Source organism: Nocardia sp. JMUB6875, from assembly GCF_041154655.1.
Classification (GTDB): domain Bacteria; phylum Actinomycetota; class Actinomycetes; order Mycobacteriales; family Mycobacteriaceae; genus Nocardia.
The window spans coordinates 1-23,198 of sequence record NZ_BAAFGR010000134.1 but is presented as its reverse complement, the minus strand read 5'-3'; the positions used below and the strand labels follow the sequence as shown (position 1 = coordinate 23,198).

At 67.5% G+C, this 23,198-nt stretch carries 22 protein-coding genes and 1 pseudogene; 8 read left to right on the top strand and 15 right to left on the bottom strand.

Features of this window, described 5'->3' with window-relative positions; translation table 11 throughout:
- Nucleotides 1–216 precede the first annotated feature (216 nt).
- Complete coding sequence (locus ACAM49_RS28840; RefSeq protein ID WP_369638696.1) at nt 217–1,137, top strand: ADP-ribosylglycohydrolase family protein; 921 nt, start codon at nt 217–219, stop codon at nt 1,135–1,137.
- Here the strand turns inward: ACAM49_RS28840 and ACAM49_RS28835 are convergent.
- Both ACAM49_RS28835 and ACAM49_RS28830 read right to left on the bottom strand, forming a co-directional pair.
- Entirely contained in the window at nt 1,134–1,961 is an 828-nt protein-coding gene (locus ACAM49_RS28835; RefSeq protein WP_369638695.1) for a PhzF family phenazine biosynthesis protein, read from the bottom strand. The genes ACAM49_RS28840 and ACAM49_RS28835 overlap by 4 nt on opposite strands.
- A 138-nt stretch (nt 1,962–2,099) precedes the next feature.
- The gene (locus ACAM49_RS28830; protein ID WP_369638694.1) at nt 2,100–4,538 is read right to left on the bottom strand and encodes an HAD-IC family P-type ATPase; all 2,439 of its coding nucleotides are present in this window, start codon (nt 4,536–4,538) and stop codon (nt 2,100–2,102) included.
- A 206-nt stretch (nt 4,539–4,744) separates the two neighbouring features.
- On the opposite strand from ACAM49_RS28830, the gene rarD reads away from it, so the two are divergent.
- Nucleotides 4,745–5,611: an EamA family transporter RarD gene (gene rarD, locus ACAM49_RS28825; RefSeq protein WP_369638698.1), complete on the top strand. Its 867-nt coding sequence runs from the start codon at nt 4,745–4,747 to the stop codon at nt 5,609–5,611.
- A 71-nt stretch (nt 5,612–5,682) separates the two neighbouring features.
- Here the strand turns inward: rarD and ACAM49_RS28820 are convergent, their stop codons facing one another.
- Genes ACAM49_RS28820 through ACAM49_RS28810 form a run of 3 tightly spaced genes read right to left on the bottom strand, consistent with a single transcriptional unit; the run spans nt 5,683 to nt 8,470 of the window.
- Nucleotides 5,683–6,735, bottom strand: coding sequence for an ABC transporter substrate-binding protein (locus ACAM49_RS28820; RefSeq protein WP_369638693.1), 1,053 nt, complete (start codon nt 6,733–6,735; stop codon nt 5,683–5,685).
- 3 nt (nt 6,736–6,738) lie between these two features.
- The gene (locus tag ACAM49_RS28815) at nt 6,739–7,626 is read right to left on the bottom strand and encodes an ABC transporter permease (protein WP_369638692.1); all 888 of its coding nucleotides are present in this window, start codon (nt 7,624–7,626) and stop codon (nt 6,739–6,741) included.
- On the bottom strand, nt 7,616–8,470 hold the full coding sequence (locus ACAM49_RS28810) for an ABC transporter ATP-binding protein (RefSeq protein ID WP_369638691.1): 855 nt from the start codon (nt 8,468–8,470) through the stop codon (nt 7,616–7,618). The genes ACAM49_RS28815 and ACAM49_RS28810 overlap by 11 nt, the downstream gene beginning before the upstream one ends.
- A 159-nt stretch (nt 8,471–8,629) precedes the next feature.
- Here ACAM49_RS28810 and ACAM49_RS28805 point away from each other — a divergent pair, with 159 nt between their 5' ends.
- From ACAM49_RS28805 to ACAM49_RS28795, 3 genes are all read left to right on the top strand, one after another.
- On the top strand, nt 8,630–10,309 hold the full coding sequence (locus ACAM49_RS28805) for an ATP-binding protein (RefSeq protein WP_369638690.1): 1,680 nt from the start codon (nt 8,630–8,632) through the stop codon (nt 10,307–10,309).
- Nucleotides 10,297–10,977 carry a response regulator gene (locus ACAM49_RS28800; protein ID WP_369638689.1) on the top strand — a complete coding sequence of 227 codons (681 nt, stop codon included), beginning with the start codon at nt 10,297–10,299 and terminating at the stop codon, nt 10,975–10,977. The genes ACAM49_RS28805 and ACAM49_RS28800 overlap by 13 nt, the downstream gene beginning before the upstream one ends.
- Before the next feature lie 140 nt (nt 10,978–11,117).
- Entirely contained in the window at nt 11,118–11,525 is a 408-nt protein-coding gene (locus tag ACAM49_RS28795; protein ID WP_369638697.1) for a VOC family protein, read from the top strand.
- Between the two features lie 11 nt (nt 11,526–11,536).
- On the opposite strand, the gene ACAM49_RS28790 is transcribed toward ACAM49_RS28795, so the two are convergent.
- Entirely contained in the window at nt 11,537–12,154 is a 618-nt protein-coding gene (locus ACAM49_RS28790; RefSeq protein WP_369638688.1) for a class I SAM-dependent methyltransferase, read from the bottom strand.
- A gap of 54 nt (nt 12,155–12,208) precedes the next feature.
- Entirely contained in the window at nt 12,209–13,594 is a 1,386-nt protein-coding gene (locus tag ACAM49_RS28785; protein ID WP_369638687.1) for an alpha/beta hydrolase family protein, read from the bottom strand.
- A gap of 138 nt (nt 13,595–13,732) precedes the next feature.
- Here ACAM49_RS28785 and ACAM49_RS28780 point away from each other — a divergent pair, with 138 nt between their 5' ends.
- Nucleotides 13,733–14,992: a serine hydrolase domain-containing protein gene (locus tag ACAM49_RS28780; RefSeq protein ID WP_369638686.1), complete on the top strand. Its 1,260-nt coding sequence runs from the start codon at nt 13,733–13,735 to the stop codon at nt 14,990–14,992.
- Between the two features lie 30 nt (nt 14,993–15,022).
- Here the strand turns inward: ACAM49_RS28780 and acs are convergent, their stop codons facing one another.
- From acs to ACAM49_RS28760, 4 genes are all read right to left on the bottom strand, one after another.
- Complete coding sequence (gene acs / locus ACAM49_RS28775; protein ID WP_369638685.1) at nt 15,023–16,864, bottom strand: acetate--CoA ligase; 1,842 nt, start codon at nt 16,862–16,864, stop codon at nt 15,023–15,025.
- A 22-nt stretch (nt 16,865–16,886) separates the two neighbouring features.
- On the bottom strand, nt 16,887–18,521 hold the full coding sequence (locus tag ACAM49_RS28770) for a cation acetate symporter (protein WP_369638684.1): 1,635 nt from the start codon (nt 18,519–18,521) through the stop codon (nt 16,887–16,889).
- The gene (locus ACAM49_RS28765) at nt 18,518–18,871 is read right to left on the bottom strand and encodes a DUF485 domain-containing protein (protein WP_369638683.1); all 354 of its coding nucleotides are present in this window, start codon (nt 18,869–18,871) and stop codon (nt 18,518–18,520) included. Before ACAM49_RS28765 ends, ACAM49_RS28770 begins: the two co-directional genes overlap by 4 nt.
- Nucleotides 18,872–19,010: 139 nt before the next feature.
- Complete coding sequence (locus ACAM49_RS28760) at nt 19,011–19,511, bottom strand: CGNR zinc finger domain-containing protein (RefSeq protein WP_369638682.1); 501 nt, start codon at nt 19,509–19,511, stop codon at nt 19,011–19,013.
- A 25-nt stretch (nt 19,512–19,536) separates the two neighbouring features.
- Between ACAM49_RS28760 and ACAM49_RS28755 the strand changes: the two genes are divergently transcribed.
- On the top strand, nt 19,537–19,716 hold the full coding sequence (locus ACAM49_RS28755) for a hypothetical protein (protein ID WP_369638681.1): 180 nt from the start codon (nt 19,537–19,539) through the stop codon (nt 19,714–19,716).
- A gap of 59 nt (nt 19,717–19,775) precedes the next feature.
- On the opposite strand, the gene ACAM49_RS28750 is transcribed toward ACAM49_RS28755, so the two are convergent.
- Nucleotides 19,776–20,111: a cupin domain-containing protein gene (locus ACAM49_RS28750; RefSeq protein WP_369638680.1), complete on the bottom strand. Its 336-nt coding sequence runs from the start codon at nt 20,109–20,111 to the stop codon at nt 19,776–19,778.
- A 72-nt stretch (nt 20,112–20,183) separates the two neighbouring features.
- On the opposite strand from ACAM49_RS28750, the gene ACAM49_RS28745 reads away from it, so the two are divergent.
- Complete coding sequence (locus tag ACAM49_RS28745) at nt 20,184–21,119, top strand: GlxA family transcriptional regulator (RefSeq protein WP_369638679.1); 936 nt, start codon at nt 20,184–20,186, stop codon at nt 21,117–21,119.
- On the opposite strand, the gene ACAM49_RS28740 is transcribed toward ACAM49_RS28745, so the two are convergent.
- The 3 genes and pseudogenes from ACAM49_RS28740 to ACAM49_RS28730 all read right to left on the bottom strand — a co-directional run.
- Entirely contained in the window at nt 21,092–22,663 is a 1,572-nt protein-coding gene (locus tag ACAM49_RS28740) for a cation acetate symporter (protein ID WP_369638678.1), read from the bottom strand. The genes ACAM49_RS28745 and ACAM49_RS28740 overlap by 28 nt on opposite strands.
- 1 nt (nt 22,664) lies before the next feature.
- A complete protein-coding gene (locus tag ACAM49_RS28735) occupies nt 22,665–23,030 on the bottom strand; it encodes a hypothetical protein (protein ID WP_369638677.1) in 366 nt (121 codons plus the stop codon).
- Nucleotides 23,027–23,198: pseudogene (locus ACAM49_RS28730) on the bottom strand (DNA-binding response regulator); the annotation flags it as partial. The gene ACAM49_RS28735 and the pseudogene ACAM49_RS28730, both read right to left, overlap by 4 nt.

The window sequence follows — 23,198 nt, the reverse complement described above, 5'->3', positions numbered from 1 at the left end:
GGGGCTGGGTGAGCGGGTGGGGTTCGATCGGGGTGGGACGGTCTACGAGCTGGTTCATCATCGGCAGAACCTCCGGATCATCCATCCGAGTAAGTGCCCCCGAGCGTAGTGGGGGAACCCGTAAAGACGACGGCTGGCCGGTTCGGCGTGCCCGCGAAGTGAGTAACGTCGTGATAGATCGATGTGGACGCATCGGAGCGGAAGAGGCGAGCACAGATGGAATTGACGCCGGAGCAGGCCGACCGGGCCGCGGGGGTACTGCTGGGCACAGCGGCCGGTGACGCGCTGGGGGCGGGCTACGAGTTCACCTACCCGGGCCCGGACGCGGAGATCCGGATGAAGGGCGGCGGCTCGTTCATGTGGGCCCCGGGCGAGTGGACCGATGACACCGCCATGGCGGTCGCGGTGGCGCGGGCGGCCGCGAAGCAGGGCGACATCTGTAATCCGGAGGGCCTGGATGCCGTGGCCGCCGAGTTCGTGGCCTGGTGGGATTCCCAGCCCAAGGACATCGGCAACCAGACCCGCCAGGTGCTGGAGTGGCGGGACCAGACCGGCCGCGCCATGCAGATGCGAGCCCACGACCTCACCGGTCTGAAGGCGGGCAACGGTTCCCTCATGCGCACCGCCCCGGTGGCGCTGGCCTACCTCGACGATGCCGAGAAGTGCGGCAAGGCAGCCAAACTCGTCAGTTCGCTGACCCACTACGACATGCAGGCCATGCAGGCGTGCAAACTGTGGACCCTCGCCATCCGCCACGCCGTCATCCACGGCACCTACGACGGCCTCCGCGAGGCCCTGTCCCAGGTCGACACCGGATTCTGGGAACCCTTGCTGGACAAGGCCGAAACCGGCAGCCCGGCGGACTTCCCCAAGAACGGCTGGGTCGTCCACGCCCTGCAGACCGCCTGGTGGGCCATCACCCACGCCGAAACCCTCCCCGCCGCACTGGAACTCGCGGTCCGGGCGGGCGGCGACACCGATACGACCGCCGCCATCGCGGGCGGCCTCCTCGGCGCACGCTGGGGTGCGTCGGCCATCCCGGCCGAATGGCTGTCCATCCTGCACGGCTACCCGGGCTACCGCACCGAGGACCTGCTGGCGCTGACCCGCCAGATCACCGATCGCCGAGTTCCCTAGTCCGGCAGGCGAACTACCCCGTCGAGGTAGCGGCGGCAGCGCCCGGTCAACCGGACGCGGTCGTCGCTCAGGGCGCAGCGGAGCGAACCACCGCGCCGGGACAACTGCCGGGCGGTGAGGGCGGTGCGGCCGAGCTCCTTGCTCCATAAGGGCGCGAGCTGGGCGTGGGCGGAGCCGGTGACGGGATCCTCCGGGATCCCCTGGCCGGGCGCGAAGACGCGGGACACGAAGTCGACCTCATCGCCCTCGGCGGTGAGGATGGCGGCCCGCTTCATCGACGGGAACGCCGAGAAGTTCGGGCGGGATTCGCGCACTTCGTGTTCGGCGGTCACGAACAGGACCACATCGGTGCCCTCGAAGGCGCGCAGCGGGCGCACCCCGAGCGCCTTGGCCAGCAGGTGCGGAATGTCTTCGTGAACATCGATTTCCACCGACGACACCGACGGCAGATCCAGCACCAGATCGTCGCGGTCCCGATCCACGCGCAACCAGCCGCTGCGCGTATAGAAGTGGACGCGATCCGCGCCGGGATGCATATCGTCGAGAATCTGGGCCGCGGCGGCCATGGTGGCGTGCCCGCACAGGTCGACCTCGACCGTCGGGGTGAACCAGCGCAGGTGGAACGCGGGCGAGTTGTCCGGCGGCGCACCCGCTTCCGGCGGCAGCGCGGACGTGTAGAAGGCGGTCTCCGCGAGATTGTTCTCTTCCGCTAGCCGCTGCAGCAGTTCGTCCGGCAGCCAGGACAACAGCGGCATGACCGCCGCGGGATTGCCTGAGAAGGGGGCGTCGGCGAATGCGTCGAGCTGATGCAGCAAGACCTCCATGAGCCACAAGGTACCTGCGAATTCAGTACCTGCCCAGGACGGTAAAACCCCCGGCGAGCCAAACCATGCGACCAGTTTGGATGTAAAACAACGGCGGCACACCGGATGGTGTACCGCCGTCGTGGAAGGTGCTGAAGGTCAGTCGGTTTCGACCGGATCCGCCGTTTGCGTATGCGGCGACTCGCCGAGGTACTTGGCGCTCAGCCACCAAGCCGCCTCGACGAGCACGATGCCGACGCCGCCGCAGATCACCGCCGAGGTCGTCAGCGCCACGTTCGACGGATCCAGTTTGAAGAAGTGCCGTGTGAACGGCACCGAGAACAGGATCAGGTACCCCGCAACGGAACCCGCGACGAGCAGGATCTTCCACCAGTTCCACGGCCGCGCCACAATGGCCAGCACCCACACCGCGATGATGAGCAGCGTGATGAGCGCGGTCGTACCCGCCTGCACCTTCGCGGTGTCCCCGGCGTCGGGTCCCCGGTAGGCGATCAGGTACGAGATGAAGGTCATCACGCCGATCACCGTTCCCGACGGCACCGCCAATCGCATGACGCGCCCGACGAATCCGCTCCGCGCGCGCTCGTTATTGGGCGCGAGCGAGAGGATGAAGGCCGGAATGCCGATGGTGAACCAGGCCGCGATCGTCACATGACGGGGCAGGAACGGATATCCGATCGCCTTGTAGCTGAAGATCTGCGATCCGATGCCCGCGATGCCGACCAGGAAGGCCAGCACCACCGAGTAGACGGTCTTGGTCAGGAACAGGTTGGAGACCCGCTCGATATTGCCGATCACCCGGCGGCCCTCGCCGACCACGTAGGGCAGGGTCGCGAACTTGTTGTCCAGCAGCACGATCTGCGCCACCGACCGAGTGGCCGGGCTGCCCGAGCCCATGGCGACGCCGATATCGGCATCCTTCAGCGCCAGCACGTCGTTGACGCCGTCGCCGGTCATGGCGACGGTGTGGCCGCGCGACTGCAACGCTCCGACCATGGCGCGCTTCTGATCCGGGCGCACGCGTCCGAAGACGGTCTTGTGCTCCAGCACATCCGCGAGTTCGTTCTGGTCGGTCGGCAAGGTGCGGGCGTCGACAGCGTCCTGACCACCGGCCAGGCCCAGCGAGGAAGCCACCGCGCCGACTGATACGGCGTTGTCGCCGGAGATGACCTTGGTCGAAACATGCTGGGAGGCGAAGTATTCGAGCGTCCCCTTGGCATCGGGCCGCACCTTCTGCTCGAGCACCACCAGCGCCGCGGGCGTCACCGTGCCGGGCGCGTCGGGGGCGTCGACCGACCGGTCGCTACGTGCGAGCAGCAGGACTCGCAGACCCTTGGCCCCGATTTCCTGTGCGGTGTCGGCGATCTCGGAGCCGGGGTCGAGCAGCACGTCCGGTGCGCCGATGAGCCAGTTGCCGTGCTCGCCATACGACATGCCGCTCCACTTCTTGGCGGAGGAGAACGGCGCGACGCCGGTGGACTGCCAACCCGGCGCGTCGGGCAGGGCTTCCTTGATGGCGAGCATGCTCGCGTTCGGCCGCGGATCATCGCCGGCCAGTGCGGCGAGAACCGGCTTCAGCTCGTCGTCGTCGATGTCGCCGATCGGCCGAATCTCGGCCAGCCGCATGCCGTTCTCGGTGAGCGTGCCGGTCTTATCCGCGCATACCACGTCGACCCGGGCCAGTCCCTCGATGGCGGGCAGCTCCTGCACCAGGCACTTGCGCGCGCCCAGCCGGACCACGCCGACCGCGAAGGCGATCGAGGTCATCAGCACCAGGCCCTCGGGCACCATCGGCACCAGCGCGGCCACCATGCCGTTGACGGCGGGCCGCCAGGATTCCTTGGACGAGACCAGCTGGTTGTAGATCGACAGCAGCCCCGCCGGAATCAGCAGGTAGGTAATGACTTTCAGAATGGTGTCGATGCCGCTGCGCAGCTCCGACTTCACCAGCGTGAACTTGCTGGCCTCATCGGCGAGCTTGGCCGCGTAGGCGTCCTTGCCGACCTTGGTGGCCCGGTACGCGCCGCTGCCGGACACCACGAAACTACCCGACATGATCTGCGCGCCAACGGTTTTGTCGATGGGGTCGGCCTCACCGGTGAGCAGCGACTCGTCGACCTCGAGCAGTTCGGACTCCACCGCCTCGCCGTCGACCACGATCTGATCGCCGGGACCGAGCTCGATGATGTCGTCGAGCACGATCTCCTGCGGCGCCACCGCCACGGCCTTGCCCTCGCGCCGCACCATCGGTTTGGCCTGGCCGACAATGGCCAGCTTGTCGAGGGTCTGCTTGGCGCGGACCTCCTGGATGATGCCGACCGCGCTGTTGGCGATGATCAGCAGGCCGAACATGCCGTCGATGATCGATCCGGTGGCCAGCACCAGAATGAACAGCACACCCAGGATCGCGTTGATCCGGGTGAACACATTTGCCCGGACGATGTCGCGGACCGACCGGCTGGCCCGCTCCGGCACATCATTGGTGAGCCCGTCGCGACGCCGCTGCTCCACCTCGGCGGAGCTGAGCCCCAGGGCGGGGGGACTCGGTGGACTAGCTGCCTGCGCAGTAATCGACATGCCCTCCACAGTAAAGGGCGATCAAAGAAACTGGCCCGTAGCTGTTCGTCACGCGCCGGGCAGGTGTGAGGATCATCCGATGTATTGGCTGTCGTGGCGATAGTTGCGCGGGCTAACGTAGTCGGGTGGCCGAAGGACCTGGGAACGCAGACACGGCGGTCGAGACGACGCGGCGCGGGGGACGCGACCTCGCCCGGGACGGCGGCATCGCCTTCGGCATCGGGGCCTACTTCATGTGGGGGCTTTTCCCGGCGTTCTTCGGATTGCTGTCCTTCGCGAGCGCGGGGGAGGTGCTGGTCGAGCGGATCCTCTGGACGCTGGTCGTCTCGCTGCTGGTGATGGCGGTGGCCGGGCGGCTGGGCGAACTGCGGCGGATCGATGCGCGCACCTGGCGGCTGGCCGCAGTCGCCTCGGCGGCGATCTCGTTGAACTGGGGCACCTACGTCTACGGTGTGATCTCGCATCACGTGGTCGAGTGCGCGCTGGGCTATTTCATCAACCCGTTGGTGACGGTCGCGTTCGGTGTCCTCATCTTCCGCGAGAAGCTGCGGGCCGCGCAGTGGGTCGCGCTGGGATTGGGCGCTACCGCGGTGATCGTGCTGACCATCGACTACGGCCGACCGCCCTGGATCGCCTTGATCCTGGCCTGTTCGTTCGCCACCTACGGTCTGGTCAAGAAGGTGATCCGCCTCGACGCGCTGCCCGGTCTGGCGGCCGAGGGGCTGGCGGCCGCGCCGTTCGCGCTCATCGCGGTAATCGTCATCGCCGTGACCGGCAACGCGACTTTCGGTTCGTCGCTGCCGCATACCGGCCTGCTTATGCTGACCGGCCCGGTCACCCTTGTTCCCCTGGTCATGTTCGCCCTGGCCGCCCCGCGAGTCCCATTGTCCACCATGGGAATCCTGCAGTATCTGACACCCGCACTGCAGCTGACCTGGGGTGTGGCGGTCGGCCACGAGGCGATGCCCGCCTCGCGCTGGGCCGGTTTCGCTCTGATCTGGCTGGCGCTGGCGATCTTCACCATCGATGCCCTGCGCCGCTCTCGCCGCGTCCCGGCCACTGTCCCCGAATAGGCGGTGATCTCGGAAAAATACAGCGCGAAACCGCACACCCCTCACGTGATGTGCGGTTCCGCGTGGGCCGGTCAGGGCTTGTTCGCGCCCTGGGCCTTCTCCACGAATTCGTTGGTGTAGGTCGCGTTCAGGTCGATGCGGTCCTTCACCGGGGAGACATTGCGCGAGTACTGGCCGAGGATGCGCAGGACGTTCTGCGCGCCTTCGCGTTTCATCAGGCCGTCGCCATTGAACATGCTGATCGAATCGCCGATGGACTTGACGTACAGCTTGGGGTCGCCGCCCGCGTACTGGCTGGGCATCTTGGCGGCGATCTCCTCCGGCGTGTGGGTCTTGATCCAGCGCAGGGTCTGGACGAAGGAGGTCGCCAGCTTCTGCACGATGTCCGGATGGTTCTCGACGGTCTCGCAGCGCATGTAGAGCGAGGCCGCGGGGTAGAGGCCGCCCAGCGCGGCGCGGGTGCCCTGCTCATTGCGCATGTCGACCAGGATCTGGGCGTCGCCGGAGGTGGTCATCTTGGCGACGGTCGGATCGGTGGTCATACCCGCGTCGATGCCATTGTGGTTCATGCCCGCGATGAAGGTCTGTCCCGCACCGACTTTCACCCGGGTGTAGTCGGAGGTCTGCAGACCGGCCTGCCCGGCGAGGGCCTGGGTGAGGAAGTCGGTGGAGGAGCCCAGCGACGTGACACCCAGATTGCGGCCCCGGAAGTCCTTGGGGGACTTGATGGCATCGGCGTCCTGCTTGGACACCAGCTCGACCTCGCCGGGCACGTCGGCGAACTGCACGACCGTCTTCAGACACTGGTCCTTGGCCTGCAGGTCGATGGTGTGGTCGTAGAAACCCACCACGCCCTGCACATCGCCGGTGAGCAGCGCGGTCTCGGCGTTCGCGCCGGACTGCTCGCCCAGCAGCTGCACGTCGATATCGTTGTCCTTGAAGAAGCCCAGCCGCTCGGTGAGCATGGCCGGCAGGTAGATGACCTTCTCCAGGCCGCCCACCATGATGGTGATCTGGGGCCGCCCGTTCTCGATGGGAATCCGGCGCGAATCGCGGCATCCCGTGACCAGCAGCAGTGAGCTGATCGCCAGCAGAACCACGGCAATATGCTTGCGGTACTTCATGGCTCAGATCCCGTGGCCCGAGGATGCCTGCGACGGACGCCATTTCAGCAGCCGGTTCTCCGCCATTCCGATCAGCCACTCCGCGACCAGGGCCACCACCGTGATGATGATCATGCCCGCGTAGATGCCCGCCGCGTCGAAGGTGCCCTGGGCATTGCTGATCAGCAGGCCCAGACCCTTGCTGGCGCCGGCGTATTCACCGACCACCGCGCCGATCAGCGCGAAGCCGAAGGCGGTGTGCAGCGAGGACAGGATCCAGGTGGTGGCGCTGGGCAGCACGATGGAGCCCAGCACCTGACCGCGGCTCGCGCCCAGGATGCGGGCATTGTTGATGACATTGCCGTCGACTTCACGCGCGCCGGTGAAGGCGTTGAAGAACACCGCGAAGAACACCAGCACCACGACCGTCGCCACCTTGGACTGCAGGCCCAGGCCGAACCAGATGATGAACAGCGAGGCCAGCACGATGCGGGGAACCGCGTTGAGCGCCTTGATGAACGGGGCCAGCACATCGGCCCAGTAGCGGGAGCGGCCCAGCAGCACACCCAGCACGACACCGGCCACGGTGCCGATGACGAAGCCGAGCACGGCCTCCTGCACGGTGGTGTAGAGCTGTAGCCAGATGGAGCCGAACTGCGTTCCCTTGGTGAACCATTCGACCAGGCGGTCCCAGATCAGGGACGGCTTGGAGTAGAAGAACGGGTCGATCCAGTAGGTGGCGGTGAGCTGCCAGGAGCCCAGCCAGGCGACCACGATCAGGGCGCGTAGGCCCCAGGTGCGGATCTTGTTGCGGCGGGACTGCGAGCGGACTCGCGCGAGGATCTGTTCCTCGGTCTCTACCTCGAATTCCGGTGAGGTAGAGGCGGTTTTCTGAATCGTATTAAGCGACACGAGACGCTCCCTTGGTGCGAGCCGCCTCGACCTGATCGCGCAGCGTTTCCCAGATTTCCTTGTAGAGGTCGCGGAACTCCTCGGTGAGCCGCACCTCCTCGACATTGCGGGGACGATCGAGGGTGACCTTGAAGTCGCCGCAGACCGTCGCGGGGCTGGCGGTCATGACGACGACCCGGTCGGCGAGGGCGATGGCCTCCTCCAGATCGTGGGTCACGAAAATCACCGCGGCGCGGCCCTTCTCGCGGCCTTCGGCGTCGGTGCCGGACCACACGCGCAGCAGCTCATCCTGCATGAGTCCGCGGGTCTGCACGTCGAGTGCGCTGAACGGCTCGTCCATGAGAATGATCTCGGGATCGTTCACCAGCGTCTGCGCCAGCGCGACCCGCTTGCGCATACCGCCCGAGAGCTGATGCGGGTAGTAGTTCTCGAACCCGCCCAGCCCGACCGTGCGCACCCAGCGGCCCGCGCGCTCGCGCGCCTCGGCCTTGGACACGCCCCGGAACTTCGGGCCCAGCGCCACATTCTCGATGACCGACTTCCACGGCAGCACGGCGTCCTGCTGGAACATGTAGCCGACGCCGTCCGGAATGCCGCGAACATCCTTGCCGCGCACCAGAGTTCGTCCGGCCGAGGCGGGCTCCAGGCCGGAGACCAGCGACAGCGTGGTCGACTTGCCGCACCCGGTCGGCCCGACGACGGCGACGAACTCGCCCGCCGCGACGGTGAAGTTCAGATCGCGGACCGCGGTGTGGATCCCGCCGTTGTTCCCGGGGAACCGCTTGGTCGCACCGCGCAGTTCGATCAAAGGCGCATCATCGCGCTCAGTGGTCGTTGTACTCATTACTGCTCCTGTCCAGTGCCGCTGCTGCGGCGTTGGACAGAAGCTACGTGTGCCGGGTCACACTCGGCCCGCTTGTGCGCGCAAGTCACACAACTGACGATCCGCCCGTTTTGCGCATTCTGCTCATCCGTTTGCGGACCGTTGTCTACACTGTGCCGCGTGTTCTCGCTCGGCCCCCGCTCCGTCCGTCTCCGGACCCAGATCCTGCTCCTGCAGATCGCCGTGGTGGGCCTGACCCTCGGCTTGGCCTTCGGCGTCTTCGCCTACGTCAGCGGGCAGCGGCTGTCGGATGAGTACGGCCAGCGCGCGCTCGCCGTCGCCCGCACGGTCGCCTCCGATCCGGAGGTGCGCGCGGAGGTGTCGCGCTATGCGGGCATCGCGCTGCAACCCGGACCCGCACTGAAGAACGAACTCGCGCACGGTGACCTCGAACGGGTCGCCGATGACGCCAGGCTCCGCACCGACGCATTGTTCGTGGTGATCACCGATGACGCCGGAATCCGTCTCGCTCATCCCGACCGCGATCGGCTCGGCGAAATGGTGAGCACCGACCCGACGAAGGCGCTCGGCGGCACCGAGTTCGTGATCCGGGAACACGGCACCCTGGGGGAGTCCGTACGTGCCAAGGTCCCGGTCTTCGCTCCCAATGGCGAATCGGTGGTCGGCGAAGTCAGCGTGGGCATTTCGACCGCCGCGGTGCGCGATCAACTGCTGCGCGACCTCCGCCGCGCGGGCCTGTTGATCGGCGGCGCACTGCTGGCGGGCATTGCCGGATCGGTGTTGCTGGCTCGTCGCTGGCACGACCTGACCCTCGGCCTGGAACCATCGGATCTGGCCGACCTGGTCCGCGAGCAGGACGCCGTCCTGCACGGCATCGGCGAAGGCGTCGTCGCCGTGGACGCCCGATGGCGGATCACAGTCGTCAACGACGAGGCTTGCCGCCTGCTCGACATCGACCCCGAACCCGGCAGTGCCCTCGACGCTATCGGCCTGACTCCCCGTGTCCTGCAAGCCTTCCGGTCTGCCGACGGCCAGCCGGTCCAAGCTGCGGTCGGCGACCGCATCGTGGTCGTCACCGCCCGCGCCGTCACCCGCGACAACCGCCCACTCGGCGCGGTCCTATCCGTTCGCGACCGCACCGATGTCGAATCCCTGACCCGCCAACTCGACGCCGTCTCCACCATGAGCACCGTCCTACGCGCCCAGCGCCACGAATTCGCCAACCGCCTCCACCTTCTCAGCGGCCTGCTCCACACCGGCCGCCCCGACGAGGCCACCCACTACCTCGAGGAACTACTCGGCACCGGCCCCCTGGGCGCGACCCTTCCCGGCTTGGAAGCCATTCGCGACCCCTACCTGCAAGCCTTCCTCGCCGCCAAATCCGCCCACGCCCGCGAGCGCGGCGTCCACCTCCGCCTCGGCCCCAACACCTGGGTCGACGCGAATCTCTCTGCCCCCGTTGACGTCACAACCGTCCTCGGCAACCTGCTCGACAACGCCATCGATGCGGCGGCCCTGGGCGAGGGTGAGACGGCGGTGGAGGTGGAGTTGGTTCAGGAAGGGGAGACGCTGCACATAGCGGTCGCCGACAGCGGTGGCGGGGTATCGGCCGAGTTGGCGGATTCGGTATTCACCGAAGGGGTTTCGACCAAGAGTGGTGGCGGACCCGGAGGCCGCGGACTCGGACTGGCGCTGTCTCGGCAGGTGGCGCGGGCGCGAGGTGGGGATGTGCGCCTTGCGGACCCGGGTGGGGTCGGCGAGAAGGCTTTGGGGGGAGCGGAATTCATTGCCCGGATGCCGGGTGTGTTGTCGGAAGAGGAAATGGTGTGGGAGAGCTGAGCGTGCTGGTGGTCGATGATGACTTCCGGGTGGCGAATTTGCATGCGGGGATCGTTGCCGCGTTGCCGGGGTTTTCGGTGGCGGCGACGGTGAACAGTTTGGCGGCGGCGCGGGCCGCGATTGCCGGGGCGCAGGTGGATTTGGCGTTGGTGGATGTTTATCTGCCGGACGGGTCGGGGATCGAGCTGGTTCGGGAGGTTCGGTTCGATGCCATGATGCTCACCGCCGCAACGGAATCGGAGACGGTGCGGGCGGCGCTGGCGGCGGGGGCGCTGGGGTATCTGGTGAAGCCGTTCGATCATGCGGTGCTGGCGGCGCGGCTGGCGGGGTATGCGCGATACCGGCGGATCCTCGCGGCGCCGGAGGTGACGGCGGGGGATGTGGATGCGGCGCTGGCGGCGTTGCGTCCGGCGGTGGTGGCCTCGGGGACGGCGGCGGCCGGTGCGGTGGCGGCGGCTTCGCCTACGAAAGATCTTGTGCTGCAAGCTGTTCAGGCCGCTGACGCACCCATGTCGGCGGCTCAGGTCTCGGCCGCCATCGGCATCTCACGCGCCACCGCCCAGCGCTACCTGGCCACCCTGGTCGGCGCGGGCGACCTGCGCATGCAGCTGCGCTACGGCAGCACCGGCCGCCCGGAACAGGAGTATTCCGCACCCCGCCGTCCCTGACGCCGCGCGCTGTGAGGGCACACACAGGGGACTTGGCGAATCCGGCGGTTTCTGGCTAACGTCGTAGGCGTGGCGGTGCTCCTGTCGGCCGACTTGTACCGGTCCAGGGTCGGGATCGTCACGAGTACAGGAGAATTCCTATCACTATCCAGTTCAACCACACCATCGTCGCGTGCGTCGACAAGCAGGTTTCCGCCGAATTCTGGGCGGACATTCTCGGGGTGGAGGTGGGTAAGCCGTATGGTCCGTTCATTCCGATCACGGTCGGCAATGGCGTCACCTTCGACTTTTCCAATATGCCACCGGGATTCGAGGACAAGCCGCAACCGCAGCACTACGCCTTCCTGGTTTCCGAGGAAGAGTTCGACGCGGCTTACGAGAAGATCAAGCGGTACGGCATGACCTATTGGGCCGATCCGCGGCAGCAGGGCGTGAACGAGATCAACCACAATGACGGCGGCCGGGGGATCTATTTCCTCGATCCCGTCGGCCACTACATGGAGCTGATCACCGTCCCGTACGGTGGCTGGCCCCAACAGGTCTCATAACGCGGTAGATCTCAGGCGGCCACCGCGACGCCCAGCGAGAGCGCGCCCCACGGCTTGGGGCCGTCCTGCTGGTAATAGCGGTCGATCTCGCGGATCTCGAATCCCGCGGATTCGACCAGGCCGCGAATATCGCGATTGAGGTGGCAGCCACCGGCCACGGCCTTCTGAATCGGGTTCAACCGGTGCTGCCACTTCACCACGTTCGGATCCGGTGCGAGACCGTGCTCGACGAAATGAAAAGTGCCGCCGGGCACCAATACTCGGCGCACCTCGGCGAGCGCGGTCTCGACATCGGGAATGGTGCACAGCGTCCAGGTGGACAGCGCCGAATCGAAGCTGTCGTCCTCGAACGGCAGGTGCTGCCCGTCCAGTCCGGACCGCTCCACCGGCACCGCCGACGCGGCGACCCGCTCGGCCGCCATCCTCCAGCCGAGATCGGCGGGCTCGACCGCGGCCACCGATTTCACGGTGTCCGGATAGAACGGCACATTGCGCCCGGAGCCGAAACCGATCTCGACCACGCGTCCGTGCAGCCCGGCGCACACCCGCTTACGCTCGCGGTTCAGGTATTTCGTCCCGCAGCACACGTCCACGAGCCGCGGCAGCACCCGGTCTTCGTAAATTCCCACCCCACCACTCTTCCCGCCGACGTGCCCGCGCGCCATATGCACCTGCACGAAGGCTCATCGTGTCGGCGGGAAGCGCTGGGTCAGCCAGTCGGTCACGAAGGTCAGCACCTGCGGGTCGATGGTGGTGTCGATCCCGGCGTATTCCTTGGGGCTGCCGGTATCGGCGGGCTGCATCAGGTGGTTGAGGCCGTCGAAGACGTGCACGGTGGCATCCGGGTCGGCGGCCAGCAGGGTGCGCGCCGGACCCTCGCTCTGGGACGCGGCCACCTGCAGATCCTTGGTGCCGTAGAAGGCCAGCACCGGCATGCGCAGTTTCTGCAGCGCCGGGGCCGGGTCGTAGCCGAGGAGCGCGGCCATGTACGGGGTGACCAGCGCGGCGATGTCGTCCTCGGAGAGCTTCTGCTCGGCGGGCAGTTCGTCATTGTGCCGGCGCACATAGGTCTTGGCGGCCTCCAGATCGCCCGCGCGCATCAGGGTCGCCAGGGTCGAATTGAAGGCGACGGCCTTGTCGATCTCCTCGGCGCTGGCGCCCTGGGCGGTGAGGATGAGCCGGTTCTGCAGCACCAGGACATCCGAGCCGGGTACCGCCGGGCCCGCCATCATGATGACGAAGGCGACGCCGCTGTCCGGGCGCGAGGCGTAGAGCGGGCCGAGGTAGCCGCCCTCGCTGTGCCCGAGCAGCCCGATCCGTTTGGCGTCGATCTCGGAACGTCCACGCAGGAACGTCATTCCGGCGCCGATATCGTCGGCCAGATCCTTGTAGTCCGAGGTGTCGAGGTTGCCGCCGGTCTTGCCCACCCCGCGCTTGTCGGTGCGCAGGACCGCGTATCCGGCGCGGGTGAGGGTGTCGGCCAGCAGCAGGAACGGCTTGTGGCCCAGGATCTCCTCGTCGCGGTCATTGGCCCCGCTGCCGTTGATCAGCACGACCGTCGGGAACGGGCCGCCGCTGTTGGGCTCGGTCAGCGTCCCGGCGATGGTGATGTCACCGCTGCGGTAGGTGACGTCCTCGGACTTGTACGGGTACGGCGGCTTGGGCTCCTGCGGCCGGGGCGGGCCCTCGACCTTGCCGCGGGTCAGCGTCAGCGGGAAGCTCTGCCCGGATTGGGTGAACTGCCCGGTGATGGTGTCTGAGCCCTTATCGTATTTTCCCTGGTACGAGGGATTTCCGGGGATCTTGGTCATGGTCCAGGAGACGCCGTCGGCATCGGCCTTCACCGCGCTGAGCGGTTTCTCCTGCAGCCCTTGCTCCGGTATGTCGATGGTCGCCTTGCCGTCGGCGGCGAAGCTGACACCCACCGCCAGCGGATGGTCGGGTATCTCGATCTTCCCGTGGAAATCGCCGGTGACCCGCGGTGGCGCGGCCTCCTGTTTCGTCGCGCACCCGGCAACCAGGGCGACGACGGCGAGCACAGCCAGCAGTACGGACCGCAGCGTACGCATGAATCTCAGCGTACGCACCGACTCGCGATAACGAGCCCATCCCGACTCGGACACTCCAAATAACCACTGGGCCAACGCGAATAACTCTCCCGTCCAGATCATTGCCCCGCGTCACCCAGCGCTCGTACCGTGTAAAAGGTGAGCAATGACGCTTCCCCCACGGGTCTCGTGGACCTGCCCACCTCGGTGAGCGGCTACGCGACCAGCGAATTCGGTCCGCTGGTACGTACTTTCGCGCGAATGGTGGGTGGTCGCCCGGGCGCGGGCGGCGGGCTCACGGTGCATCTGCGCGGGGAACCGCTGGTCGAGATCTGGGCCGGTGAGGCCGCGCCGGGGCGGGGGTGGGACGCCGATACCGGCTCCATCGTCTTCTCCGCCACCAAAGGCATTGCGGCCACGGTCATCCACCGGCTCGCCGACCGGGGACTCATCGACTACGACGCGCCCGTCGCCCACTACTGGCCCGAGTTCGCGGCCAATGGCAAGCAGCGGATCACGGTGCGGGAGGTCATGTCTCACCGGGCCGGGCTCTACGGGCTGCCGGCCATCGCGCGCGGGCTCGACGACGTGCTCGATCACCGGATGATGGAAGAGCATCTGGCGGCGGCGAAACCCGATCACCTGCTGGGCATTCCGACCTATCACGCGCTGACCTACGGCTGGCTGCTGGCGGGGCTGGCGCGCGCGGTCACCGGGCGGGGGATGGGCGAGTTGTTCCGCAGCGAGGTCGCCGAACCGCTGGGTGCGGAGGGCATCCATCTGGGCGCGCCGCCGGCCGGATCGCCCACCAGTGCGGCTGTGCTGCACGGCAACAAGCTCTCGGCGGTCGGCACGAACTATGTGTCACTGGTGCTCGGCCGCGCCTATTCGCTGCCCGGGGCGCTGGGCGCCGCCGCTCGCGCGTTGTTCCTGCCCGGCCTGGATCTGCTGCTGGAGGGCGAGGATCCGCCGATCCTGCACACCGAACTCGGCGCGGGCAACGGCGTCTGCACCGCGACCGGGCTGGCCACGGTGTACGGCGCGCTCGCCAACGACGGTATGCATCAGGGCCGCCGGTTCCTGTCGCCGCAGACGATCAAGGCCATGCGGCATGTCGAGACCTATCGGCTCGATCACGCGCTGTTCTACATCCCGATGATGTGGCACATGGGTTATCACTCCCTGCCGATCCCGGGCGCCCGCGCGGGCTTCGGGCATATCGGGCTGGGTGGCTCGTTCGGCTGGGCCGATCCGGGTCTCGGGCTGTCTGTCGGATTCGTGCACAACCGGCTCGGCATCGGTGCCGCGAGTCTTGATCAAATCGCGTCGGCATGGGTGCTGCCGCTGGTGGTGCGGGGCGCTCACGCGGCGCGCCGCACTACTACCCATGTCGAGCCGGCGGCCGCGTCGGTGGCCTGAGCACGAGTCGCCCGATCGCCCGAGAGCGGTTCAGCGCCGGGCGATCGCGGCGAACACGCCGGGATCCACCAGGGTCGAGGTGTCGCCGAGTTCGCGACCCTCGGCCACATCGCGCAGCAGGCGGCGCATGATCTTGCCCGAGCGGGTCTTGGGCAGTTCCGGCACCACGTGGATATCGCGCGGGCGGGCGATCGGGCTGATCTCGCGGGAGACCTCGGCCTTCAGCTCGCGCACCAGATCGGTTCCGGTGTCGGTGGTTTCGGCGGTCAGGATGACGAAGGCCACGATGCCCTGACCGGTGGTCTCGTCCGAGGCGCCGACCACGGCCGCCTCGGCGACACCCGAGTGGCCGACGAGGGCGGACTCCACCTCGGCGGTGGAGATGCGGTGGCCCGACACGTTCATGACATCGTCGACGCGGCCCATGATCCACAGGTCGCCGTCGGCGTCGAGGCGGGCGCCGTCACCGGCGAAATACCAACCGGTGGCGGCGAATCGATCCCAGTAGGTCTTGCGGAACCGTTGCGGATCGCCCCAGATGCCGCGGGCCATGGACGGCCAGGGCTGGGTCAGTACCAGCAGGCCGTCGGCGTCGCGGTCGCCGAGGTCGGTGCCGTCCTCGTCCACGACCTTGGCGGAGATGCCCGGGATCGGGGTCATGGCGGCACCGGGTTTGGCGTCGGGTGTGTCGGGCAGCGGGGCGATCATGATGGCGCCGGTCTCGGTCTGCCACCAGGTGTCCACGATGGGAGTTCGGTTGCCGCCGATGACCTCCCGGTACCAGCGCCAGGCCTCCGGGTTGATCGGCTCGCCGACTGAACCCAGCAGTCGCAGGCTCGACAGGTCGTGGGCGGCGGGGATCTCGCGGCCCCACTTCATGAAGGTGCGCACCAGCGTCGGAGCCGTGTAATAGATGGTGACGCCGTACTTTTCGATGATCTGGAAGTGGCGGTGCTCGTCCGGGAAGTTCGGAGTGCCCTCGTACACCACCTGCGTGACGCGGTTCGACAGCGGCCCGTAGACGATGTACGAGTGCCCGGTGACCCAGCCGATATCGGCGGTGCACCAGTACACGTCCTGGCCGGGCTTGTGGTCGAAGACGATGTCGTGGGTGTAGGACGCCTGGGTCAGGTAGCCGCCCGAAGTATGCAGAATCCCCTTGGGTTTTCCGGTGGTGCCGGAGGTGTAGAGGATGAACAGCGGGTGCTCGGCGTCGAACGCCTGGGCCTGGTGCTCGGCCGGTGCCTGCGCGACGGTGTCGTGCCACCACAGGTCCCGGCCCGCGGTCATCGGGGTGTCGATTCCCGTGCGCTGCACCACGAGTACGTGCTCGACGCTCGAATCGCCTTCGGCCAGCGCCTCGTCCACGGCCGCCTTGAGCGGAGCCGCTGTCCCGCGCCGCCATTGGCCGTCGGTGGTGATGATCAGCCGGGCTCCGGCATCGTCGACCCGCTGGCGCAGGGCGCTCGCCGAGAATCCGGCGAAGACTACCGAGTGCACCAGCCCGAGCCGGGCGCAGGCCAGCATGGAGACGATGGCCTCGGGAATCATCGGCATGTAGATGGCCACACGATCACCGGGTCGCAGTCCGAGGGCCGTGAGAGTGTTGGCGGCCCTGGACACTTCGGCGAGCAGGTCGGCGTAGGTGAGGTCGCGGCTGTCGCCGGGCTCGCCTTCCCAGTGGATGGCGACCTGGTCGCCGTGGCCGTCGAGGACGTGGCGGTCGACGCAGTTGTAGGCGACGTTCAGCTGTCCGTCGGCGAACCATTGCGCGAAAGGCGCGTCGTCCCAATCCAGTACGCGGGTGAACGGTCGCGTCCAGTGCAGCCGCCCGGCCTGCTCGGCCCAGAACTCGGTGATCGTGTGGCTCATGGTGTGGTCTCCTCTCGAGCGGTCAGTGCGCGACGGCCTTCTCGGCGCCGACGCCGGTGAGGGCGCGCACCTCCATTTCGGCGGCCTTGGCGGGGTCCTCGTCGGGCTTGCCCAGGAAGGTGCCGGCAATGCCGAGCACGAAGGCCAGCGGGATGGACACGATGCCCGGATTGGATAGCGGGAACCAGTCGAAGTCCAGCTTCGGCAGCATCGCCGTCTTGGAGCCGGACACGGCGGGGGAGAAGACGATCAGCACGATGGTGGAGATCAGGCCGCCGTACATGCTCCACAGCGCGCCGGTGGTGTTGAAGCGCTTCCAGAACAGCGAGTACAGGATGGTCGGCAGGTTCGCCGAGGCCGCCACCGCGAAGGCGAGCGCCACCAGGAACGCGACGTTCTGACCGTTGGCGAGAATGCCCAGGCCGATGGCCAGCAGGCCCACCACGACCGCGGTGATGCGCGAGACCCGCACCTGTTCGCTGTCGGAGACCTTGCCGCGCTTGATGACTCCGGCGTAGATGTCGTGCGCGAAGGACGCCGAGGCGGTGATGGTCAGACCGGCGACCACCGCCAGGATGGTGGCGAAGGCGACCGCGGAGATGACCGCCAGCAGCACCACGCCGCCGAGCTCGTACGCCAGCAGCGGGGCGGCGGAGTTCTGCCCGCCGGCCGCGCCCAGGATCTTGTCCGGGCCCACGATGGCGGCCGCGCCGTAGCCGAGCACCAGCGTGAACAGGTAGAAGGCGCCGATCAGGCCGATCGCCCAAACCACCGAGCGGCGTGCCTCTTTCGCGGTCGGCACGGTGTAGAAGCGCATGAGCACATGCGGCAGACCGGCCGTGCCCAGCACCAGCGCCAAGCCCAGGGAGACGAAGTTCAGCTTGGAGGTGCCGTTCGCGCCGTACTGCGCGCCCGGGGCCAGCACATCACGCTTGGCCACGGCTTTGTTCGCCGATTCGGACACGTGCTGCTGCGCCGAGCCGAGGATGTCGGAGAAGTGGAATCCGAACTTGCCCAGCACCAGCACGGTCATGAACGCCGCGCCCGCGATGAGCAGCACCGCCTTGATGATCTGCACCCAGGTGGTGCCCTTCATGCCGCCGACCAGCACGTACACGATCATGAGAATGCCCACGACCGCGATCACCACCGACTGCCCGGTGCGGCTCTTGATATCCAGCAGCAGCGCCACCAGACCGCCCGCACCCGCCATCTGCGCCAGCAGATAGAACAGCGACACCGCGAGGGTCGACAGCGCCGCGGCCGTCCGCACCGGCCCCTGCTTCAGTCGGAAGCTCAGCACGTCGGCCATGGTGAATTTGCCGGTGTTCCTGAGCATTTCGGCGACCAGCAGCAGCGCGACCAGCCACGCTACGAGGAAGCCGATCGAGTAGAGGAACCCGTCATACCCGTACACCGCGACAGCCCCCGCGATGCCGAGAAAGCTCGCGGCCGAAAGATAATCGCCCGCGATGGCGATCCCGTTCTGCGGCCCGGAGAACCCGCGCCCACCGGTGAAGAAGTCCGCCGCACCGGCATTGGACCGACTGGCCCGCACCACCACAACCATGGTGACGGCCACGAACAGCGCGAAAATCGCGATATTGACCGCAGGCTTGCCGACAGTCTCGGCCGCGGCATAAGTCAACGTATTCACGCCCGACCCCCCTCCAACTCGGCGCGCAGCGCGGCAGCACGCGGATCCAACTCCCGATTCGCGAACCGCACATACAGCCCGGTGATCAGAAAGGTCGACACGAACTGCCCGAGCCCGAGCAGCAGCCCCGTATTCACATTCCCGAACACCTTGTGCGCCATGAAGTCATGGGCATACGCCCCCAACAGCACATAGGTCAGATACCAGGTGAGGAACAAGGCGGTCATCGGGAACACGTAGCGGCGCAGCCGATTCCGAAGCTCCTGAAACTCCGGACTGGCCTGCGCGGCGGCAAATTCCGCCGCCGTGGGTGTGCGCGGCGGCGTGCCGCCGAGCTCGATACTGCTCATCGAACGTCCTAGCGTGTGGCGTGGCTTACTTGCCGCGGAACGCTAGCCAGGACTTCATGATCAACACATGATGTGGCCCCGGTCACTCGCCGAAGGCCCCGCTCCGTGCGCCGAACGGTCGATCCCACGCGCCGAGCGGTCAACCATCCAAGCGGCGCCGATGCTCGGCCACGTGCACCCGGGTCGAGCATCGGGTGGTGCAGAAGCGACGCCTGCCGTTGCGCGAGGTGTCGACGAAAACAACGTCGCAGCCCTCCCGGGCGCAGCGGCCGATCCGGGTCGGGTCCTCACAGAACAGTGCCGCGAGACCGAAGGCGGTGTACGCCTTCACCCGCTCGTCCACCGGGGCCGTTTCTTCGGCGTAATGCAAGTGCGGGGCCCGGCCGTCGTGCACCGAAATGTATGGGCGGCCGGTCGTTTTGGCCAGCAATGCATTGAGCAGTTCCACCGACGGATTCGTGAACACCGCGTCGAGTTCCCGTATCCACCGCCGCAATTCGGCATCCTGCCGTGCGTCGATCGGTCCGACCGGCTGGTAACCACTGGCCATGAGCAGCCGGCCGAGATCCTCGCCGGGTGCCGCGTTCACCAGCCGAACCGCGATCTCGGCGGCCACCCCGCCGTAAGGGTTGAAATGCACTAACTCATTACATCACTGTGAAGGCATGCCCGCTACCTGCCCCGTCTGCTCCTGGCCGACGCCGACCACCGTCTCCACCCACGGCAATATCCGCTACCTGCGCTGTATTTGCGGCAAATGGCTGATCCAAGACCGCGACGAAGTGCTGGCGACAGCGGGCGCCAGCACCTTCACCGACTCGTACGAAACCCCTGCGCCGAGGTGAGCGGCACGCGAATGGGCCTGGACCTGCACTGAGGCACCGAAATTGACGGAACTCCGAGATCAGCCTTCGGGGTAGAAGACGAAAAGGGTGCAGCCGGTTGTGGTTGCGGGGATGTGCCAGGATCCGGGTGGGGCGTGGAGGAACGTTCCGGCGGGGTAGTCGCGAGCGCCGTCGTTGAAGACGCCGGAGAGTACGTAAACCTCTTCCGGGCCGGGCTGGTGGATGTCGCGGCGGGGCCAGGAGGTGCCCGGGTCCATTTCCAGGATGTTGGCGTGTGCGCCTGATTCTCCCGTCCACAGGTGGCGGAGCCGGATACCCGGAAAGAGCTCGCGGACAGGGGATTCGGCGGCGGTGACGGCGGTGTAGCCGATCTGGTCGAGGATCTCGGGATGCATGTCCGCCACCCTGCCGGGAGCGGAGCGAATCGGGCCAGTGTCGGAGAAGACACCATGGGGTACTTTCTTGCCATGCATCGTGTGGTGGCTCTGGTGCGGCCGGTGCAGCCGACATTCGAACTCGGCTGTGCCGTCGAGGTATTCGGCACTCCGCGGGCCGGTGTGGCGCAGCACTACGAGTTCGAGGTGTGCACCGAGACACCTGGGCCGGTACCCAGTTCGGCCGGGTACGCGATGTTCGTCGAACGCGACCTGTCGGCGCTCGAGCACGCGGATACCGTCCTCATCCCGGGCTGGCATCCACCCGAGGAACCACTGTCCGACCAAGTGCGCGAGGCGCTGCTGCAAGCTCACACCCGCGGGGCGCGACTGGCCACCATTTGCTCCGGAGTGTTCGCTCTGGCCCGCACCGGACTACTCGACGGTCGTTCGGCCACCACCCATTGGGCATCGGCCGCGAAACTACAGCGCGAATTCCCCGACGTGCTGGTGGAACCGGACCGTCTCTACATCGACCACGGCGACGTCGCCACCAGCGCCGGAGCCGGCGCGGGCATCGACCTGTGCCTGCATCTGGTCCGGCAAGACCACGGTCCCGCCCACGCCGCCCTGCTCGCCCGCCACATGGTGATGCCCCCGCACCGTGAGGGCGGCCAACTCCAATACGCGCCCACCCCACCACCGGATGAGGCCCTCGACGGCCTGCTCGACTGGGCGGAAACCCAACTGGCAACCCCACTCTCGGTAACCGACATGGCCGCCCACCTCAATATCTCCCCACGCACCCTGGCCCGCCGTTTCGCCGACCAACTCGGCACCAGCCCCGGCGCCTGGCTCCTGAGTCGTCGTGTGTCCCAGGCTCGCGCCCTCCTCGAGGAGACCGACCTCCCGGTCGAAGTCATCGCAGCCCGGGTCGGCCTGGGCTCGCCGGTCAATCTCCGCCGCCGCTTCCGCGCCCAGGTGGGCACCACCCCGGCCGCCTACCGCCGCGCATTCCGCACTTCGTGATTCACCGGCGCCGCCGGTGAGGTGGGGCGAGGGCCGGGTTCGCGGTCGGCGCTTAGGCCTAGGAGTTCGGGGGCGTGGAGGCGGACGAAGATTCGGGCGACTTCGGGGGTGGGCTGGGTCCGGGTCGGGCGGCTGACGGCGATCATGGTGAGGAAGGCCAGGGGGACGCTCACGGCTGCGGGGTAGCTCAGGATTGCTGCGGGCCAGCCATTAGCGATTCGGGTCGGGATGCCGCCCGCTACCGAAACCGCTGTTGCCGCACCGGAAGTCAGGCCGCCGGTGATCAGACCCGCGGCCGCGCCCGGGGCGGTGAGGCCGCGCCACCAGATGCCCAGGGTGAGCAGGGGGCAGAGGGTCGACGCCGCTACCGAGAAGGCCAGGCCGACTGTGCGGGAGAGGTCGAGGGAGACTACGACCAGTGAAAGGGCCAGGGGGACAGTGCCTGCGATGAGGGCCGCTAATCGGAAGTCGCGGATTCGGCCGCGGAGGAGGTCGGTGCTGACCACGCCCGCGATGCTGACCAGTAGGCCGGATGAAGTGGATAGAAATGCGGCCAGGGCACCGGCGGCGACGAGCGCGCCGAGCAGTTGGCCTGCCAAACCGGCCAGCACCGATTCGGGCAGCAGCAGTACGGCGGCGTCTGAGGCGTCAGAGCCCAGTACCTGGGGCGTGAATACCCTGGCGAAGGCGCCCAGCAGGGTGGGGAACAGGTAGAAGACGCCGACCATGCCGATTACGGTTGCGGCCGTTGTGCGGGCGGCGCGGCCGTCGGGGTTTGTGTAGAAGCGGACCAGGACGTGGGGTAAACCCATGGTGCCCAGGAACGTGGCGACGATCAGGGAGTAGACGGCGTAGAGGGGGTGGGGGCCGCCGAAGCCGCCACCGGGGCGCAGCCAGGGGCCGAGATCGGTTGTCGCCGGGCGGTTGCCGAGGAAGTGGGCGGCCAGCACCAGTGCGGGGAGGGCGACGGCGGTCAGTTTCAACCAGTACTGGAACGCTTGGACGAAAGTGATCGAGCGCATGCCGCCGCTGGCGACGGTGGCGATGACGATGGTGGCGACTGCGACGGCACCGACCCAGCCGGGTACGCCCAGCAGGATTCGCAGTGTCAGGCCCGCGCCCTGGAACTGCGGGATCAGGTACACCGCGCAGACGAGTACTACGACCAGCGCTGCCAAACGTCGCAAACGCAAAGAGCCGAGCCGGAATTCGGTGAAATCTGGGACCGTGTACGCACCGGATCGGCGCAGGGGTGCGGCGACGAACAGCAGCAAGCCGAGATAGCCCGCCGTGAAACCGACCGGGTACCACAGGGCGTCCGCTCCGTACTTGGCGATCAGTCCGGCGACGCCGAGAAACGAGGCGGCGGAGAGATATTCACCCGAGATGGCCGCCGCGTTCCACCGCGGCCCCACACTGCGGGACGCGACCAGGAAGTCGGACGTGGTCCGCGCCAGCCGCACCCCGTACACCGCGATCCCGACCGTCGCGACGGCCGCGGCCAGCAGGGCGATCAGCGTGATCACCGAGGCGTGCGAATCCATCTCAGTCCCTGGTCAATTCGTTGAAGTCGCGTTCATTGCGTTCGGCCAGCCGGGTGTAGATCCTTCCCACGACGTACAACAGCGGATACGCCGCCACTCCCAATAGCAGCCAGGGCAGCCGGATTCCGAACACCGTCGCCGTCCCGAGCGGCCCCAGGAAAACCAGCGGCAGCGCACCCAGCACGACCACGGTCACCAATCCCAGCCGCACCGCCAGCCCGAACTGCGCCCGGATCAACCCTCCGATCAGCACCGCCCCCACCTCGGTCTGCTCCGCCACCTCCACCCGCGCTCGCACCACCCGCGCCCCCCGCCGCTCGGCCAAAACGACCCGCTCCCGCACCGGCTTCCGCTGCTCAGCGTTCATCGCCCGCCTCGGGTGCGGTGCGATGCCGGGATGAGGCGTTGCTTGAGTTCGCGGACCTGGCGGCGGGCTACCGGCAACTCGACGGCGGGGGAGGGGCCGACGGTGCCGAGGCAGACGATCGTGCTGGTGCCGACGGTTCGCAGGCCGGTGACTTCGGGGAGCGCGACG